15 protein-coding genes are annotated in these 14,639 nt (G+C 71.4%); 11 read left to right on the top strand and 4 right to left on the bottom strand.

Annotated features, from left to right (window positions below; genetic code table 11):
* Positions 1-284: 284 nt before the first annotated feature.
* Complete coding sequence (locus tag ABVN73_RS26930; RefSeq protein ID WP_353861636.1) at positions 285-1,904, top strand: helix-turn-helix domain-containing protein; 1,620 nt, start codon at positions 285-287, stop codon at positions 1,902-1,904.
* Positions 1,905-2,038: 134 nt separating this feature from the next.
* On the opposite strand, the gene ABVN73_RS26925 is transcribed toward ABVN73_RS26930, so the two are convergent.
* Positions 2,039-3,235, bottom strand: coding sequence for an MFS transporter (locus ABVN73_RS26925; RefSeq protein ID WP_353861635.1), 1,197 nt, complete (start codon positions 3,233-3,235; stop codon positions 2,039-2,041).
* A gap of 144 nt (positions 3,236-3,379) precedes the next feature.
* On the opposite strand from ABVN73_RS26925, the gene ABVN73_RS26920 reads away from it, so the two are divergent.
* Positions 3,380-4,252, top strand: coding sequence for a LysR family transcriptional regulator (locus ABVN73_RS26920; RefSeq protein WP_353861634.1), 873 nt, complete (start codon positions 3,380-3,382; stop codon positions 4,250-4,252).
* Between the two features lie 9 nt (positions 4,253-4,261).
* Here the strand turns inward: ABVN73_RS26920 and ABVN73_RS26915 are convergent, their stop codons facing one another.
* Together ABVN73_RS26915 and fliI are read right to left on the bottom strand one after the other, a co-directional pair.
* The gene (locus ABVN73_RS26915) at positions 4,262-4,873 is read right to left on the bottom strand and encodes a hypothetical protein (RefSeq protein ID WP_353861633.1); all 612 of its coding nucleotides are present in this window, start codon (positions 4,871-4,873) and stop codon (positions 4,262-4,264) included.
* Positions 4,870-6,210: a flagellar protein export ATPase FliI gene (fliI, locus tag ABVN73_RS26910; protein WP_353861632.1), complete on the bottom strand. Its 1,341-nt coding sequence runs from the start codon at positions 6,208-6,210 to the stop codon at positions 4,870-4,872. Before fliI ends, ABVN73_RS26915 begins: the two co-directional genes overlap by 4 nt.
* A 125-nt stretch (positions 6,211-6,335) precedes the next feature.
* Here fliI and ABVN73_RS26905 point away from each other — a divergent pair, with 125 nt between their 5' ends.
* The 9 genes from ABVN73_RS26905 (at position 6,336) to ABVN73_RS26865 (ending at position 13,457) form a co-directional block, all read left to right on the top strand.
* Entirely contained in the window at positions 6,336-6,728 is a 393-nt protein-coding gene (locus ABVN73_RS26905) for a flagellar basal body protein (RefSeq protein ID WP_353861631.1), read from the top strand.
* A gap of 20 nt (positions 6,729-6,748) precedes the next feature.
* Entirely contained in the window at positions 6,749-7,168 is a 420-nt protein-coding gene (flgC, locus tag ABVN73_RS26900) for a flagellar basal body rod protein FlgC (protein ID WP_035682224.1), read from the top strand.
* 14 nt (positions 7,169-7,182) lie between these two features.
* The gene (locus tag ABVN73_RS26895; protein WP_353861630.1) at positions 7,183-7,554 is read left to right on the top strand and encodes a flagellar hook-basal body complex protein FliE; all 372 of its coding nucleotides are present in this window, start codon (positions 7,183-7,185) and stop codon (positions 7,552-7,554) included.
* A 146-nt stretch (positions 7,555-7,700) separates the two neighbouring features.
* Complete coding sequence (gene fliQ / locus ABVN73_RS26890) at positions 7,701-7,967, top strand: flagellar biosynthesis protein FliQ (protein WP_035682228.1); 267 nt, start codon at positions 7,701-7,703, stop codon at positions 7,965-7,967.
* Position 7,968: 1 nt separating this feature from the next.
* Positions 7,969-8,751 (top strand): lytic transglycosylase domain-containing protein, encoded by a 783-nt coding sequence (locus tag ABVN73_RS26885; protein WP_353861629.1) that lies wholly within the window; start codon positions 7,969-7,971, stop codon positions 8,749-8,751.
* Between the two features lie 70 nt (positions 8,752-8,821).
* A complete protein-coding gene (gene flhA / locus ABVN73_RS26880) occupies positions 8,822-10,915 on the top strand; it encodes a flagellar biosynthesis protein FlhA (protein ID WP_353861628.1) in 2,094 nt (697 codons plus the stop codon).
* 10 nt (positions 10,916-10,925) lie between these two features.
* Complete coding sequence (locus tag ABVN73_RS26875; RefSeq protein WP_109072436.1) at positions 10,926-11,684, top strand: flagellar biosynthetic protein FliR; 759 nt, start codon at positions 10,926-10,928, stop codon at positions 11,682-11,684.
* 24 nt (positions 11,685-11,708) lie between these two features.
* Positions 11,709-12,806, top strand: coding sequence for a flagellar biosynthesis protein FlhB (flhB, locus tag ABVN73_RS26870; RefSeq protein ID WP_353861627.1), 1,098 nt, complete (start codon positions 11,709-11,711; stop codon positions 12,804-12,806).
* Between the two features lie 111 nt (positions 12,807-12,917).
* Positions 12,918-13,457 (top strand): hypothetical protein, encoded by a 540-nt coding sequence (locus ABVN73_RS26865; protein WP_353861626.1) that lies wholly within the window; start codon positions 12,918-12,920, stop codon positions 13,455-13,457.
* A 68-nt stretch (positions 13,458-13,525) separates the two neighbouring features.
* Here ABVN73_RS26865 and ABVN73_RS26860 read toward each other — a convergent pair whose 3' ends face one another.
* Positions 13,526-14,527: a glycosyltransferase family 9 protein gene (locus ABVN73_RS26860; RefSeq protein WP_353861625.1), complete on the bottom strand. Its 1,002-nt coding sequence runs from the start codon at positions 14,525-14,527 to the stop codon at positions 13,526-13,528.
* Positions 14,528-14,639 lie beyond the last annotated feature (112 nt).

Genomic DNA, 14,639 nt, shown 5'->3' with positions numbered 1-14,639 from the left:
TGTGATTGAGGCCTGACGGGCCGCCCGACGCCGGGGAACCGGACGCCGGGCGGCCCTTTCTTTTGTCCGGAAAAAAAGCCGGTCTGCCGAAGACTTCACGCCCTGACGCCATGAAGCGTCGATTGGCTGTGAGCCTATTGTCTGAAACGGCGGCAGGAGATTCCGGTCATGATTCGCTCCTATCAATCCGATTACCGCCATCGCGGCTCCGCGATGCATGCCTTCGTCTTCACGGTCCGGCGCGCGCGGAAGACGCGGCACGGTTTCTCCAAGGAGGCGGCGCGATGACTCCGTCGGTTGGTGGCGCGCTGGACGAGATCCTGCACCCGGCCCCGGCCGATTTCCGCAGCCTGCCGGATCTGATCGGCGGGCTGATGGGCCGGCTGGCCGACCGCGCGCCGCTGCGCGGCGGGGCGTTGTGGCTTCAGGACATGGGCACGCTGGTGCTCGCCCAGGACCGGGCGGGCGGCCGCCTCTGCTGGACGGCGGACGGCGATCCCAACGACGCCGCGGCCGATCCGGAGGCGGTGGTGGTGCCCATCACCTACGCCGACGCGCCGGTCGGCGAGATGCGGCTGGTCCTCGACCGCGCGCCGGACGGCGCCGCGCCCGAGGCGCCCATCCTGCAGGACGTCGCCCGGCAGTGCGGCTATCTGGCCAAGCGCTACGAGGTCCGGCGCTGGGCGGAGCGGCGGTTCGGGCGGCCGCTGATGATGGTCGGCATGAGCCGGGCGTTGCGCGAGCTGGACGCCTTCCTGGAGCAGGCCGCCCACAGCGCGCTGCCCGTCCTGCTGGCCGGGGAGTTCGGAACGGAGAAGGCGCAGCTCGCCGCGGCGATCCACGGCTGCGGGCCGCGGCGCGACGGCCCCTTCGTCCAGGTCAACGGGGCGGACCCGGCGGGAACGCCGGCCGACTGGTTCGCGCGGGCCGCCGGCGGCACCCTGTTCCTCAGCGGGGTCGACGAGATGACGCCGGCCCTTCAGGGGCAGATCGTTCAGCACATGCCGTCCCAGCTCGGCCAATGGCTCGACGCGTCGGGCGGCTTGACGCCCGCGGCCAGCGGGGCGGCCGGCGGAAGGGCGGAGCCGCGCGTGATCGCCTCGACCACCGCCGACCTGCGGCGGCTGGCGGAGGAGGGGCGCTTCTCCCGCCCGCTGCTGGCGGAGCTGGATTTCCTGTGCGCCACCGTGCCGCCGCTGCGCGATCGGCCGGCGGACATCGAGCCGCTGGTCGTCGCCGCCCTGGAGCGCCACGGCGGGCGCGCCGACGAGACGCGGACCGACGAGCTGATCGCCCTGTGCAAGGCCCATTCCTGGCCGGAGAACCTGTTCGAGCTGGAGCGGGTGATCGCCCGGCTGGCGGTGATGACCGGCGGCCGGCCGATCCGCCACGGCGACGTGCGCCGCCACGCCCCCTGGATGGTCGACGGCGCCATGCCGGCGGACCCGGAGTCCGCGGCTCATCCGGCCGGATATCCGGAGACCGCGCCGCCCGCCCCGCGGGCTTCCTCACCCGCCGACCACTGGGTGCGCTGCGCGCTGACCCGCGACCAGGACGCTCTGGCCCGGCTGCACGGCGGCCTGCGCAAGGCGCTGGTGTTTCTGGGCGAGCGCTTCGCCGATCCGATCACGCTGAACGAGCTGTCGCGGCAGGCCCATGTCAGCCCGTCCCACCTCAGCTACCTGTTCCGAACCGAGCTTCAGACCTCCTTCAAGGGTCTGCTCGGCCGCATACGCATCCACAAGGCGTGCGAACTGCTGGCCGCCGAGCGCCGGCTGCCGATCACCGAGGTGGCGATGAGCGTCGGGTACGGCGACCTCAGCCATTTCGAAAAGAGCTTCCGTCGCCTCGTCGGGGAAAGCCCCCGCGAGTATCGGCGCAACCTGACCGCCGCGCGCGGGTGAATCGGCCGGCGTGTGCCGGTGTCCAGGAACCATGGCCGTCCTTCACGATGGCTGGCGGACGGCGGCTGGCGGCTGGCTTGAGCGCTTCCGCACTCCCGCCAGCCGCCTCGCGGACCTTGACCGCCGGACCTTGCCTAACCGCGCCGTGCGGCGAGCTGGAGCGTGGTGGCCAGGGCGGCGACGGCGACGCCCAGCCCGGTCACGGCGGTCCAGCCGCCGGCGTTCCAGGCCAGCGTCGCCGCGCTCGACCCCACGGCGCCGCCCAGGAACATGCCGCCCATGAAGATGGTGTTCAGCCGGGCGCGGGCCTCGGGGCGCAGGGCGTAGACGAGGTGCTGGTTCGACACCAGCGCCGCCTGGACCGCGAAGTCGAGCAGGATCACCCCGGCGACCAGACCGACAACCGACGTCCACAGCCCGAACAGCAGCCAGGAGGCGAGCGTCAGCAGCGTGCCCAGCAGGATCACCCGGTGCGGCCCGCTGCGGTCGGCGATCCGTCCGGCCAGCGGGGCGGCCAGGATGCCGACCGCGCCGACGATGCCGAACAGCCCTGCCGCGTCAGCGCCCAAGCCGAAGCGCGGCTCGGCCAGCCGCAGCGCCAGGATGGTCCAGAAGGCGGTGAAGGCGGCGAACAGCAGCCCCTGGGTGACCGCGGCCAGCCGCAGGGCCGGGAACTCCCGCCACAGATGGACCAGCGAGCGCATCAGCGCCGGGTAGCGCAAGGTCGCGTTCGGGTGGCTGCGCGGCAGCATGACGGCCATCAGCGCGGCCGCGCCCAGCGCCAGCGGCACGGCCAGCCAGAACATGGCGCGCCAGCCCTCGTGCGTGCCGACGAAGCCGGCCAGCGTGCGGCTGAGCAGGATGCCGGTCAGGACTCCCGACATGACGGTTCCCACCGCCGCCCCGCGCCGTTGCGGCGGGGCGAGATGCGCGGCGAAGGGGACGATCTGCTGCGCCACCGTCGCCGAGACGCCGAGCAGCAGCGAGGCGGCGACCAGCAGGGCGGGGCCCTGCGCCAGCGCCGTCGCGACCAGCGCCGCGGCCAGCAGCAGGAACTGCCCGACAATCAGCCGCCGCCGCTCCACCAGATCGCCCAGCGGCACCAGCAGGAGCAGTCCGGCGGCGTAGCCGAGCTGCGTGGCGGTCGGGATCATGCCGGTCAGCGGACCGGGCAGGTCGCCCTCGATCAGGCCCAGCATGGGCTGGTTGTAGTAGATGTTCGCGACGGCCAGCCCCGCGGCGGTCGCCATCGCGAAGGTCAGCCCGCGCCCGAGCCGGGTCTGTTCCGGTGTGTGGGTCGAAGCGTGGGGCATTGTGTCGGTGATGCTCATGACAGGGGTCCTTTCCGAAACCCCCTCTCCCGCCCCGGAAAAGAGGGTCTCAACGTGCGAAAACCTTGAAACCGACCCTATCGCACTTTCACAAACCGCATCAGTCATGCAGAATGAACGGCCTGTGCATCGGAATATGAAGCAATGGACCTCGCCGGACTCGCCGTTCTGGTGGAAGCCGCCCAGGCCGGCAGCCTGGCCGGGGCGGGGCGGCGGCTGGGCATCTCGCCGCTGATGGCGACCCGGCGGCTGGCCGCGCTGGAGGACGCTCTGGGGACGCGGCTGATGCAGCGGACCACCCGCTCCCTCGCCCTGACGCCGGAGGGGGAGGCGATGCTGCCCTTCGCCCAGGCGATGCTGGAGAACGAGGCGGCGGCGCGGGCCAGCGTCCGCCCGTCCTCCGCCGGGGCGTCGGGGCTGCTGCGGCTGACCGCCTCCGCCGCCTTCGGGCGCAAGGTGGTGGTGCCGGTGGTCGCCGACTTCCTGAAGGACAACCCGCAGGTCGCGGTCGATCTGCTGCTGACCGACACGGTGGTGGACATCGTCGGGCAGGGCATCGACCTCGCCATCCGCATCGCGCGTCTGAAGGACAGCGCGCTGATCGCGCGGCGGCTCGCCGACAACCCGCGGGGCCTCTACGCCACGCCCGGCTATCTGGCGGCCCGCGGCACGCCCGCCGCCGTCGCCGATCTGGCGGGGCACGAGTGCCTGTGCCTGTCCGGAACGACCCATTGGAGCTTCGCGGGCGACGGGCGGGAGCGGCGCATCCGGGTGCGAGGCCGCTTCACCGCGAACTCCATCGAGGGGTTGCGGGACATCTGCCTCGCCGGGCTCGGCATCGCCGTCCTGTCCGAGTGGGACGTGCGCGACGAGGTGGCGCGCGGCGCGCTGATGGCGCTCACCCTGTCCGACGGGGCGTTGGAGCCGCTGGCGGTGTGGGGCGTCCACCCATCGGCGCGCTTCGTGCCGCCGAAGGTGCGGCTGTTCATGGACGCGCTGGCGAAGGCGCTGCGCTGAGCGGAAGCCTCAGAGCCGGACCGCCGGGCGGTCCGCCGGCTGGGTGGCGTGCAGTTCGTAGAGCTTCGCCAGGATTTGCGGGGCGGGCTGCTCCGCCTTGGGCACAGGCACCTCCGCCGTGGTGTCGCTGCCCGGCGTCTTGCGGGCGAGCGCCTCCGCCAGCACGGCGGGGGACGGGCGATGGTCCGGCGGCGGCTCCGTCTGCGGCTCCCGCGCCGGGCCGGCGAGGAAGGGCAGGGGCGGGGCGGCGGCGGGCGTTTCCTTCGCCGGAGCCTTCGTCTCGTCCGCGCCGCCCTCCGCCAGCGTGACGAGGTGGCCCAGCGGGTCGTCGCCGGTCACCGCCTCGAAGGCGGCCATGGCGGCGCTGCCCAGCAGGCCGATGGGGCCGCCGAACAGGAAGCCGCCGGCGAGCCGCGCCGGCAGGCCGATCCCGTCGCCGGTGGCGTGGCGGTAGACCTGCGACACCCCCGGCAGATGCTGCAGGGGATTGACCGCGTCCAGCAGGTCGCCGAAATCCAGGCTGAGGTCCGCCGTTTCCTGTTTGGTCGGGGCCTTCACGGCGTCCCGTGCTGTGGTGGTCGGGGCAAGCGCGCGGGCGGCGAGCGCGTTGGCGTTGGTCATGGCGTGGCTCCGGCGGGAACGGCGAGGATGCGGTCGAGGATTCGGAAGGACTCGGGGGACGGCGTGGCGTCATCCTTGCCCTGGCGCAGGAACTCCTCCAGCGCCGGGTTCAGCGCGACGGCGCCGTCAACCTCCGCGTCGGTGCCCTGCTTGTAGGCGCCGATGCGCACCAGCTCCCGCATGTTGTCGTAGGTGGCGGCGAGGCTCCGCGCGCGGCGCAGCAGGGCGTTCTGCTCCGCCGTGTGGCAGCCGGGGAGCAGGCGCGACACGCTGCGCAGCACGTTGACGGCGGGATACCGCCCCTGCTCGGCGATGCGGCGGTCCAGAACGACGTGGCCGTCGAGGATGCCGCGCACCGCGTCGGCGATGGGCTCGTCATGGTCGTCGCCGTCGACCAGCACGGTGAAGATGCCGGTGATGTCGCCCTGGCCCTCCGATCCCGGCCCGGCGCGCTCCATCAGCTTGGGCAGTTCGGAAAAGACGCTGGGCGGGTAGCTCTTGGCGGTCGGCGGCTCCCCGGCGGCCAGCCCGATCTCGCGCTGGGCCATGGCGAAGCGCGTCACGCTGTCGATCAGGCAGAGGACATGCAGGCCGCGGTCGCGCAACTCCTCGGCCACGGTCAGGCAGAGATAGGCGGCCTGCCGGCGCATCAGCGGCGGCTCGTCCGAGGTGGCGACGACGACGACGGAGCGGGCGAGGCCGTCCGCGCCCAGATCGTCCTGGATGAACTCCTGCACCTCGCGCCCGCGCTCGCCGACCAGCCCGATCACGATGGCGTCGGCCCCGGCGTGGCGGGCGAACATGGACAGCAGCGTCGATTTGCCGACGCCCGACCCGGCGAAGACGCCCATGCGCTGGCCGCGGCAAATGGGCGTGAAGACGTCGATGGCGCGCACGCCGGTGTCCATCTTCGCCCCCACCCGGCGGCGCGCGTAGGCCGGTGGCGGGGCGGCGCGCAGCGGGCGGGCGTGATGGCCGTTGCGCAGCGGGCCATGCCCGTCGATCGGCTCCCCCAGCGCGTTGACCACGCGGCCCAGCCAGCCGGGGCCGGGGCGTAGCGTGAAGGCGGTGTCGTCGGTGACGGCGGCGCAGCCCTCCGCCACGCCGTCGAGAGTGTCGAAGGCCATCAGCAGCGTGCGGCCCTGGCGGAAACCGATGGTCTCGCACAGCAGGCGCTGGCCGCGCGCCGTCTCCGCCCAGCATTTGTCGCCCACCGCCAGGACACGGCGCAGCCCCTCCACCTCCAGCGTCATGCCGGTGGCGCTGCGGATCTCGCCGCGCCAGGATCGGGTCGGCATCCGCTCGATCTCGGACAGAAGGTTGGAAAGCACGCGCATCGCCGGGACGTCTCCGCCGTGTCGGAATACGGTGATCCTGCCACGAGGATTTTAAATCCGGTTTTAAACGGCGGGAGTCATCTTGGCCCTGCCTTGCTTTCCGGCTTTGCGATAGGGCTGTTCCAATGGATTTTAGCAATATTTCGGTGTTTCGGCTGACCGGCGCGCGCCTCGATTACTTGGCGGAGCGGCAAAAGCTGATCGCCGCCAACGTCGTGAACGCCAACACGCCCGGCTACCAGCCGAAGGACCTGAAACCCTTCGCGGCGCTGATGGAGGGTCCGCAGACGGTGGCGCCGGCGCTCACCTCGCCCATGCACCTGACGGGCTTCAACCCGTCCGGCGCGGTGCAGGAGGCGCGCAAGCCCGAGCAGTGGGAAACCACGCCGGACGGCAACGCCGTGTCGTTGGAGCAGGAAATGACCAAGGGCAGCGAGACGCGCGACGCCTTCGCCCTGACCGCCGGCCTGTTCCAGCGCAACCTGCAGATCCTGCGCGCCGCCTGGCGCGCCGGCTGACGCCTTCGGAGACCCCTTCCATGCTCACCGATCCTCTGGCCGCGACGATGCGGATCGCCAGTTCGGGCCTGCAGGCGCAGGGCACCCGGCTGCGCGTGGTTGCCGAGAACATCGCCAATTCCGACTCCACCGCCATGACGGCGGGCGGCGATCCCTACCGCCGCAAGACCGTCTCCTTCGCGACCACGATGGACCGCGCCGCCGGGTCGGAACTCGTGAAGGTCAAGCAGATCGGACGCGACCGCAGCGACTTCCAGCTCGTCTACGAGCCCTCGCACCCGGCCGCCGACGAGAAGGGCTACGTCAAGCGCCCGAACGTCCAGCCGCTGATCGAGATGATGGACATGCGCGAGGCCAGCCGGTCCTTCGAGGCGAGCGTCAACGTCATCGAGCAGTCGCGCAGCATGATGAGCCGCATGATCGACCTTCTGCGCGGCTGAGGAGACCCAAAAGCATGATCGAACCCATCGGCCGCGCCGCCGCCGCCTACGGCCTCCACCGCGCGCCCCTGGCCCAGCCGGCGCCCGCCGCCTCGCTCGCCACCCCGCCCAACGCGGCGGCTGCGGCATCACCGTCCGCCGATATGGCGGCGTCGGCGTCGGCGGCGGAGAGCAGCTTCGGCGCCTTCCTCGACCGTCAGGTGTCGCAGGCGGTGGAGACGCTGAACGAGGGCGAGCGCATGTCCGTCGCCGCCGTCACCGGCAAGGCCGGCACGCACGAGGTCGTGCGCTCCGTGCTTGCCGCCGAGATGACCGTGCAAACGGTCGTGTCGATCCGCGACCGCATGGTGCAGGCGTATCAGGACGTCATGCGGATGGCGATTTGAGTGCAGTCGTCGGGACGTATTGCCCCCACCCCGGCCCTCCCCCGCTGGGCGGGGGAGGGAGGTTTCCGCGAAGCGGCGGCAGTCCCCTCCCCCGCCCAGCGGGGGAGGGTTAGGGTGGGGGCAACCGCTCCCCCAGGAGAACCCCCATGAACGAAGCCGACGTGCTGGAAGTCCTGCGCACGGGCATCTGGACGATGCTGCTGATCGCCGCCCCGCCGCTGGTCGTCGCGGTTCTGGTCGGCGTTGCGATCTCGCTCGTCCAGGCGCTGACCCAGGTGCAGGAGATGACGCTGACCTTCGTGCCGAAGATCGTCGCCATCCTGGTCACCACCGTGCTGGCGCTGCCCTTCATGTACGGCGCGCTCACCACCTACGCCGACCGGCTGGGCAGCCTGATCGTCTCGGTGCGGTGATATGCGCCGGCTTGCCGGACTGGCGATGCTGCTCTTGGCCGGGCTCCTGGCCGGAACCGCGACCGCCGCGGAGGTGAAGCCGCCCGCCGCCCAGATCGGTACCTGGTCCACCGCCCTCTACGCGCCGCGCGTCCTGCCCACACGCAGCCTGCCGCCGGAGGCCGTCTGCATCGACGCCATCCTGACGGCGGAGCGCGAGGCGGGGGTGACCGACCACATGCTGCTCGCCATGGGCTTCACCGAGGCCGGGCGGATGACCGCCGACCGGCTGTTCACCGTCTGGCCCTGGACCGTCAACACCGAAGGCGCCTCCCGCTACTTCCCGACGCGGGAGGAGGCCATCGCCTTCGTGCGCGCCGCGCAGGCGCGGGGCACGCGCTCCATCGACGTCGGCTGTCTCCAGGTCAATCTGAAATGGCACCCCGACGCCTTCCCCGACCTGGAGACCGCTTTCGATCCGCGCGCCAACGCCCGCTACGCCGCGCGCTTCCTGGGCGACCTGCACCGCGCGCAGGGATCGCTGGACGCCGCCATCGCCCGCTACCACTCCGCCCAGTCGGAGCGCGGAGCGGCCTACCGCGAGCGCGTCGGCGGCAACCGGCGCTGGGTGGCCGGCGCCATGGATTACCTGAAGACGCTGGCCGCCGGCCCCCAAGCGGCCACTTCCCAAGCCGCCCCCGGCGCGCTGCCCGCCTGGGGCCGGGCCGAGCTGGGCCGCTTGTCCTTCCTGTCCAGCCTCTACGCCAACGCGGCGGTGAAACCCCTTCTGCCGGGCGCGGACTGATCCCGACGTAAAAGCCGGTTTTACCGCGGGGCGCTAGCGTACCAACGGTGCCGCACCCTGGAGTTCCCGCATGGCTTTCACGGACACCCTTCGGAACCGGATGACCAGCCTCGGCGATGCCGGGCTGGCGAACCGCGACGTGCTGTTCGCGCTGGGCATCCTGCTGGTGCTGGCGGTGCTGTTCCTGCCGGTGCCGACCTGGTTCCTCGACCTCGGGCTGGCGCTGTCGCTGGCGGTCAGCGTGCTGATCCTGATGGTCTCGCTGTGGATCGGCAAGCCGCTGGACTTCTCCTCCTTCCCGACCGTGCTGCTGGTCGTCACGGTGCTGCGGCTGGCGCTGAACATCGCGTCCACCCGCCTGATCCTCAGCCACGGGCACACCGGCCCGTCCGCCGCCGGCCATGTGATCGAGGGCTTCAGCCAGTTCATCATGGGCGGCAACTTCGTGATCGGCGTGGTGATCTTCGCCATCCTGATCGTCATCAACTTCGTCGTCATCACCAAGGGCGCCTCCCGCATCGCCGAGGTCGGCGCGCGCTTCACGCTGGACGCGATCCCCGGCAAGCAGATGGCCATCGACGCCGACCTGTCCGCCGGCATGATCGACGACGTCGAGGCCCGCCGCCGCCGCAAGGAGCTGGAGGACGAGAGCACCTTCTTCGGCGCCATGGACGGCGCGTCGAAATTCGTGCGCGGCGACGCGGTGGCCGGGCTGGTCATCACCGCCATCAACGTGCTGGGCGGCATGGCCATCGGCATGGCCCAGCAGGGCATGTCCTTCGAATCCGCGGCGTCGGTCTACACCATCCTGACGGTTGGCGACGGTCTGGCGACGCAGATCCCGGCGCTGGTCGTCTCGCTGGCCGCCGGCCTGCTGGTGACCAAGGGCGGCAACGTCGGCTCCGCCGACCAGGCGGTGCTCGCCCAGCTCGGCGGCTACCCCAAGGCGCTGATGGTAGCGGGCGGGCTGCTCTGCACGCTGGGCGTGACGCCGGGCCTGCCCGCCGCGCCCTTCATCCTGCTGGGCGGCGGCTTCGGAACGGCGGGCTGGTACGCGATGCGCGGCAAGATGCGCCGCGCCGCACTCGCCCGGCTGGAGGAAAGCCGCAAGGCGCCCACCGCCCCGGCCGAGGAAGCGGTGGAGGACATGCTGAAGGTCGACGAGGTGAAGGTGGAGGTCGGCAACCACCTCGTCCCGCTGATCCTCAACAAGAACGGGCCGCTGACCGGCAAGGTGAAGACGCTGCGCAAGCGCTTCGCCAAGGAGTTCGGCTTCATCCTGCCGTCGGTGCGCATCAAGGACAGCAGCTTCCTGCCCCCCAAGGGCTATGTGGTCAGCGTCATGGGCGTCGAGGTGGCGAGCGGCGAGGTGCGGCCCAAGCAGTTGCTCGCCATCGACCCGTCCGGCGGCGCGGCCCCCGACCTGCCCGGCGAGGCGACGCGGGAACCGACCTTCAACCTCCAGGCCCGCTGGATCGACCCGGCGCGCCACGAGGAGGCCATCGCCAAGGGCTACACGGTGGTCGACCCGGAAAGCGTCATCACCACCCACCTGACCGAGGTCATCAAGGACCATCTCTCGACCCTGCTGACCTTCGCCGCCATGCAGAAGCTGCTGGACGGGCTGGGGCGGGAGTACCAGAAGCTGATTTCCGACATGGTGCCGTCGCGCATCACGCTGGTGGTGGTGCAGCGCGTGCTCCAGGCGCTGCTGGCGGAGCGGGTGTCGATCCGCAACCTGCCGGCCATCGTCGAGGCCATCGCCGAGGCGGTGAACTGGACGCGCAACATCACGCTGGTCACCGAGCATGTGCGGGCGCGTCTGGGCCAGCAGATCTGCCAGTCGCTGACGGCGCCCGACGGCTTCGTCCCGGTCATCGTCCTGACCCCGCGCTGGGAGCAAGCGCTCCAGCAGAGCATCGTCGCCGAGGGCGAGGACCGCCGCTTCGCCATGCCGCCGACCCAGGTGCAGGAATTTCTGACCGCGCTGCGCATCACCATCCAGAAGCACGCCACGCCGCAGGTCTGGCCGGCGCTGCTGGTCGGGGCGGAGGTGCGGCCCTTCGTGCGCTCCCTGCTGGAGCGGGTCAGCCCGATGACCCCGGTCATCAGCCATGCCGAACTGCACCGCAAGGTGTCCGTCAAGACGATCGATCAGGTCTGAGGGAACGGTGATGGACACGCTCGCTGACCTGCTCAGCCTGGAGGTCTACCGCGCCTTCCTGGTCTTCGCGCGCGTCGCGGCGGCGGTCAGCCTGCTGCCGGGCTTCGGCGAGCTGGCGGTGCCGCCGCGCGTCCGGCTGTGCATCGCGATTCCGGTGGCGCTGGCGCTGACCCCGACGGTGCCCGGCCTGCCGGACCGGCTGCCGCCCGACGCCGCGGTGATGTTGGAGCAGATCTTCGCGGAGACGGTGGCCGGCGCCTTCCTCGGGCTGGGGGCCAAGCTGTTCCTGGCCTCGCTCCAGGTCGCCGGCAACATCGCCGCCCAGGCAATGGGCCTCGCCAATCCCTTCGGCACCGACGCGGCGGGGTTCGAGAGCGGGTCGATCCTGTCGGGCACGCTGGTCATCGCCGGGCTGGCTTTGCTGTTCGCGCTCGACCTGCATTACCTGATGATCGACGCGCTGGTGCGCTCCTACGGAAGCTGGCCGGCGGCGACGCTGCCCGATCCCGGCATGGTGGCGGGGCGCTACGCCCAGCTCGTCGGCGTCACCTTCCGGCTGGGGGTGCAGATGGCGGCGCCGTTCCTGGTGTTCGGCATGATCGCCAACATGGCGCTGGCCCTGGTCAACCGGGTGATGCCCTCCATGCCCGTCTACTTCGTCGCCACCCCGGCGATGGTCGGCGGCGGGATGCTGGTCTTCCTGGTGACGGCGGGCGCCATGGTCACCGCCACGCTGGCGGCGCTGGCCGGCTGGCTCGGCGGGCGATGAGAAGGGGGCGGTGAGGGGGCGGCGATGTCGGACAGCCAGGACGAGGACCAGAAAACCGAGGAGCCGACCGAGAAACGGTTGCGCGAGGCGATGGACAAGGGCGACGTCCCCCGCGCCCGCGACGTCGGTCTGGCCGCCACCATGGCGGCGGCTTGGCTGATCGCCGCGGCCGGCGGACCGCTCGCCGCCTCGCGCATCGCCGAGGTGCTGCTGCCGCTGATCGAGAATCCGAACGACATCCGGCTCGACGGCGGTCCCTACGACGTGATGAACAGCCTGCGCTGGCTGATCGGCGGGGTGGCGGTGGCGATGCTGCCGGTGTTCGGCCTGCTGGTCGGCGGGGCGGTGGTGTCGGCGGTGGGGCAGGGGCCGCTTCTGGCGGCCGGCGACCGCATCCGGCCCAAGCTGTCGCACCTGTCGCCGCTCAGCGGCTGGCGCCGCATCTTCGCGCGCCACGCGCTGGTCGAGTTCGTGAAGAGTCTCGTGAAACTGGCGATCATCGCCTGCGCCGTCTGGTTCGCCGTGGCGCCCTACATCGATTGGACGGAGGGGATCGTGGGCATGGACGTTGCGGCGCTTCCCGACCTGCTGCGGGATCTGACCCTGCGGCTGCTGCTGGCCGTCCTTCTGGCGACGGTGGTGATGGCCGCCGTGGACGTGCTGTGGAACCGGCTGGAATGGCGGCGGCGCCTGCGCATGACCTTCCAGGAATTGAAGGACGAGTTCAAGCAGACCGAGGGCGACCCCCATCTGAAGGCGAAGCTGCGCGAGATCCGGCGCGACCGCTCGAAGCGCCGCATGATGGCGAACGTGCCGCGCGCCACGGTGGTCATCGCCAACCCGACCCACTTCGCGGTGGCCCTGGAATACGACCGCGCCAAGATGCCGGCGCCGGTCTGCCTCGCCAAGGGGGCCGACCTCGTGGCGCTGCGCATCCGCGCGGTGGCCGAGGAGAACGGCGTGCCGGTGATCGAGAACCCGCCGCTGGCCCGCGCCCTCTATGCCGCGTCGGAGGTCGACGCGGTGATTCCGCTCCAGCATTACCAGGCGGTGGCCGAGGTGATGATGTATGTGCTGCGCCTGAAGAACGGAGGGGCCGCGCCGCCGGCGCAACGGGCGTAGGAGGGCGGGCATGACGGGGGCGCCGGATGGTTTGGAAGTCCGCTTAATGTCTTCTCAACGGGTTTGGCGGTAGACGAAGGAACTCCTTCCCTTCCGCGGCGCATCACGGCCATGAGCGACAGCGACGATCTGTTCGAGATGTACCGCTCCGACCGCGCCGCCTCCGGCGCGCTGAAGGGGGAGGCGCTGGCGACCGCGCTGGCCGACAACGTGCGGCGCAGCTTCGCCGAGATGGATCGGCTGATCGCCGAGGTGACCCAGGCGCTCGCCCAGGCGCGCTACACGCTGCGCCTTGCCCCGGCGGTGGTGGACCGGGGCGCTTACGTTCAGCACGACCGCTCCTCCGAGAGTTTCCGGGATTACCTGCGCCTGTGGAGCCACCGCCGCGCCGAGGCGGGCAGCGGCGGCATGCATTGGGAGGCGAAGATCCTGGTCACCGACAGCCGCCGCCGCACGGCGGAAATCGGGTTGGGCGTGGCCGTCGAGTGGCCGACCGCGGACCGCGCGGCCGATTGCGCCTTCGTGGAGTTCTGGACGACCGGCCAGGGCGTAAACCTGCCCTCTGAGGGCCGCAACTTCCAGCGCGCCCTGGTCGCCTGCCTGCGGCGGCTGGAAGAGGCGGGGGAGATCACCCCCGCCGTGAAGCGGTGAAGGTTTGAGGCACGGATCCGGGTGCCGGTCCCCTCTCCCCGGAGGGTGGCCCGAAGGTGTTTGCCGGATTACGAACGGACCAGCGCCTCAACCGCGCGGATCGCCGCATCGGCGGGAATGCGCTCCATCTCGCGGCCGCCGAAGGATGACGCCGTCAGCACGGCGCCCCGCGTCACCTTGGGGCGCAGCTTCTCCGCGATGGTCGGGCCGTAGAGGGTCAGCAGCGGCACGTCGGCGAGGCCGAACAGGTGGCTGGTCCCGCTGTCGTTGGCGACCGCAGCGGCGCAGCGCCGGGTCAGCGCGATGGTGCGGATCGGGGAGTAGCGCGGCTCCGCCAGCGCGGCGTCCTGGAGCGGGAACAGCGCCTGCGGCACGGCGGCGCGCAGCTCCGGCAGCCAGTCCAGCTCCGCCGGGCCGAGGATGAAGACGGGCACCCGGCCATTCGCCGCCTGGGAACGGGCCAGTTCCACGAAGCGGTCCAGCGGCCAGCATTTCACCCGCTTGCCCGCCCCCGGCGCGATGGCGACGTAGCTTGGCCCGTCGGGCAGGACGGCGCGCGCCTCCGCCTCGGCGTCGGCCGGGATGGGGACGGCCATGTCCAGCGGCGGCCGGCGGCCGGCGGCCACCTCCAGCAGATCGAAGAGGCGGTCGAGCACATGCCGCGGCTCCGTGTAGCCGGGCGGTGGGCGGCGGTCCGACAGACGGTAGCCGGCGCAGGCCGAGACGAACAGGTCGTGCTTCAGCCGCCGTGCCAGCAGCGTCCGCCAGGGCAGGGACTGGGTGTCCAGCACCAGGGAGAAGCGATCCTTGATGGGCATGGGCTTCAGCAGGCCGAGCGGGCTGCGCCCGATGCCGGTGTCGGCGCGGAACTCGTCGATCAGCCCATCCATCATCGGGCGCAGCGTGGTCGCCAGATGGGTGCCTTCGGTGGTGATCCAGGTGATCCGGTGGTCCGGGAACAGCCCGCGCAGGGCGCGCACGAAGGGAATCTTGATGAGCGCGTCGCCGATCAGCTCGCCATGGGTGAAGACGGCGAGCGACGGGGAGCCGGCGCGGTCGGTTGCGGGCATGCGGAAGCCTTGGGAAGATGCGGCCAAGCGGACGCCGGACTATAGCGGCCCGCATCCGGCGGCGGAACCCTCCGCAAGGCGCTTCCAGTCCCTCTCCTGTCCCGGGAGAGGG

The sequence above is a fragment of the Azospirillum formosense genome (assembly GCF_040500525.1).
GTDB classification, from domain to species: Bacteria; Pseudomonadota; Alphaproteobacteria; order Azospirillales; family Azospirillaceae; genus Azospirillum; species Azospirillum formosense_A.
This window is presented reverse-complemented; position numbering and strand designations above follow the sequence as displayed.

What these genes read in the sequence shown, in the direction of transcription:
- ABVN73_RS26930 (WP_353861636.1), top strand. Translation starts at nt 285, where the DNA reads ATGACTCCGTCGGTTGGTGGCGCGCTGGACGAGATCCTGCACCCGGCC.
- ABVN73_RS26925 (WP_353861635.1), bottom strand. Translation starts at nt 3,235, where the DNA reads ATGAGCATCACCGACACAATGCCCCACGCTTCGACCCACACACCGGAA.
- ABVN73_RS26920 (WP_353861634.1), top strand. Translation starts at nt 3,380, where the DNA reads ATGGACCTCGCCGGACTCGCCGTTCTGGTGGAAGCCGCCCAGGCCGGC.
- ABVN73_RS26885 (WP_353861629.1), top strand. Translation starts at nt 7,969, where the DNA reads ATGCGCCGGCTTGCCGGACTGGCGATGCTGCTCTTGGCCGGGCTCCTG.
- fliQ (WP_035682228.1), top strand. Translation starts at nt 7,701, where the DNA reads ATGAACGAAGCCGACGTGCTGGAAGTCCTGCGCACGGGCATCTGGACG.
- flhA (WP_353861628.1), top strand. Translation starts at nt 8,822, where the DNA reads ATGGCTTTCACGGACACCCTTCGGAACCGGATGACCAGCCTCGGCGAT.
- ABVN73_RS26860 (WP_353861625.1), bottom strand. Translation starts at nt 14,527, where the DNA reads ATGCCCGCAACCGACCGCGCCGGCTCCCCGTCGCTCGCCGTCTTCACC.
- ABVN73_RS26915 (WP_353861633.1), bottom strand. Translation starts at nt 4,873, where the DNA reads ATGACCAACGCCAACGCGCTCGCCGCCCGCGCGCTTGCCCCGACCACC.
- ABVN73_RS26905 (WP_353861631.1), top strand. Translation starts at nt 6,336, where the DNA reads ATGGATTTTAGCAATATTTCGGTGTTTCGGCTGACCGGCGCGCGCCTC.
- ABVN73_RS26875 (WP_109072436.1), top strand. Translation starts at nt 10,926, where the DNA reads ATGGACACGCTCGCTGACCTGCTCAGCCTGGAGGTCTACCGCGCCTTC.
- flhB (WP_353861627.1), top strand. Translation starts at nt 11,709, where the DNA reads ATGTCGGACAGCCAGGACGAGGACCAGAAAACCGAGGAGCCGACCGAG.
- ABVN73_RS26895 (WP_353861630.1), top strand. Translation starts at nt 7,183, where the DNA reads ATGATCGAACCCATCGGCCGCGCCGCCGCCGCCTACGGCCTCCACCGC.
- ABVN73_RS26865 (WP_353861626.1), top strand. Translation starts at nt 12,918, where the DNA reads ATGAGCGACAGCGACGATCTGTTCGAGATGTACCGCTCCGACCGCGCC.
- fliI (WP_353861632.1), bottom strand. Translation starts at nt 6,210, where the DNA reads ATGCGCGTGCTTTCCAACCTTCTGTCCGAGATCGAGCGGATGCCGACC.
- flgC (WP_035682224.1), top strand. Translation starts at nt 6,749, where the DNA reads ATGCTCACCGATCCTCTGGCCGCGACGATGCGGATCGCCAGTTCGGGC.